Origin of the sequence: Domibacillus antri (assembly GCF_001936625.1) — a bacterium.
Lineage (GTDB): Bacteria > Bacillota > Bacilli > Bacillales > Domibacillaceae > Domibacillus > Domibacillus antri.
Genome location: NZ_MSDU01000040.1, coordinates 1 through 1,703, shown reverse-complemented (window position 1 = coordinate 1,703; position 1,703 = coordinate 1). Strand labels below are relative to the sequence as shown.

At 55.1% G+C, this 1,703-nt stretch carries 1 rRNA gene; it reads right to left on the bottom strand.

Annotation, left to right across the window (positions count from 1 at the left end):
• Window positions 1-157: 157 nt before the first annotated feature.
• Window positions 158-1,703, bottom strand: a 16S ribosomal RNA gene (locus tag BTO30_RS14380); the annotation flags it as partial.

The following is a 1,703-nucleotide window of genomic DNA, read 5'->3' as shown; positions in this document are numbered from 1 at the left end:
AACACTGATAACCGATCAAACCCTAAGTACACTCTAAACTGCCGCAGCTCGTTTGTGACCTGCTCAGCAGGCCCGAGGAATTCATCCCTCATAACTGAACAAAATCAAACGTCAGCGTCTGTGAGAACCGCTTCTCACATTCCGTAAATATCCTTAGAAAGGAGGTGATCCAGCCGCACCTTCCGATACGGCTACCTTGTTACGACTTCACCCCAATCATCTGCCCCACCTTCGGCGGCTGGCTCCCGTAAGGGTTACCCCACCGACTTCGGGTGTTGCAAACTCTCGTGGTGTGACGGGCGGTGTGTACAAGGCCCGGGAACGTATTCACCGCGGCATGCTGATCCGCGATTACTAGCGATTCCGGCTTCATGCAGGCGAGTTGCAGCCTGCAATCCGAACTGAGAATGGTTTTATGGGATTGGCTAAACCTCGCGGTCTTGCAGCCCTTTGTACCATCCATTGTAGCACGTGTGTAGCCCAGGTCATAAGGGGCATGATGATTTGACGTCATCCCCACCTTCCTCCGGTTTGTCACCGGCAGTCACCTTAGAGTGCCCAACTGAATGCTGGCAACTAAGATCAAGGGTTGCGCTCGTTGCGGGACTTAACCCAACATCTCACGACACGAGCTGACGACAACCATGCACCACCTGTCACCGCTGTCCCCGAAGGGAAAGGTATATCTCTATACCGGGCAGCGGGATGTCAAGACCTGGTAAGGTTCTTCGCGTTGCTTCGAATTAAACCACATGCTCCACCGCTTGTGCGGGCCCCCGTCAATTCCTTTGAGTTTCAGCCTTGCGGCCGTACTCCCCAGGCGGAGTGCTTAATGCGTTAGCTGCAGCACTGAGGGGCGGAAACCCCCCAACACTTAGCACTCATCGTTTACGGCGTGGACTACCAGGGTATCTAATCCTGTTCGCTCCCCACGCTTTCGCGCCTCAGCGTCAGTTACAGACCAAAGAGCCGCCTTCGCCACTGGTGTTCCTCCACATCTCTACGCATTTCACCGCTACACGTGGAATTCCGCTCTTCTCTTCTGCACTCAAGTCTTCCAGTTTCCAATGACCCTCCACGGTTGAGCCGTGGGCTTTCACATCAGACTTAAAAGACCGCCTGCGCGCGCTTTACGCCCAATAATTCCGGACAACGCTTGCCACCTACGTATTACCGCGGCTGCTGGCACGTAGTTAGCCGTGGCTTTCTGGCCAGGTACCGTCAAGGTACGGACAGTTACTCCCGTACTTGTTCTTCCCTGACAACAGAGTTTTACGATCCGAAAACCTTCTTCACTCACGCGGCGTTGCTCCGTCAGACTTTCGTCCATTGCGGAAGATTCCCTACTGCTGCCTCCCGTAGGAGTCTGGGCCGTGTCTCAGTCCCAGTGTGGCCGATCACCCTCTCAGGTCGGCTACGCATCGTCGCCTTGGTGAGCCGTTACCTCACCAACTAGCTAATGCGCCGCGGGCCCATCCTGCAGTGACAGCCGAAACCGTCTTTCAAAGGAAGATCATGTGATCTTCCCTATTATTCGGTATTAGCCCCGGTTTCCCGGAGTTATCCCAATCTGCAGGGCAGGTTGCCCACGTGTTACTCACCCGTCCGCCGCTGACTTGAACAGAGCAAGCTCCGTCAAGTCCGCTCGACTTGCATGTATTAGGCACCCCGCCAGCGTTCGTCCTGAGCCAGGCTCAAACTCT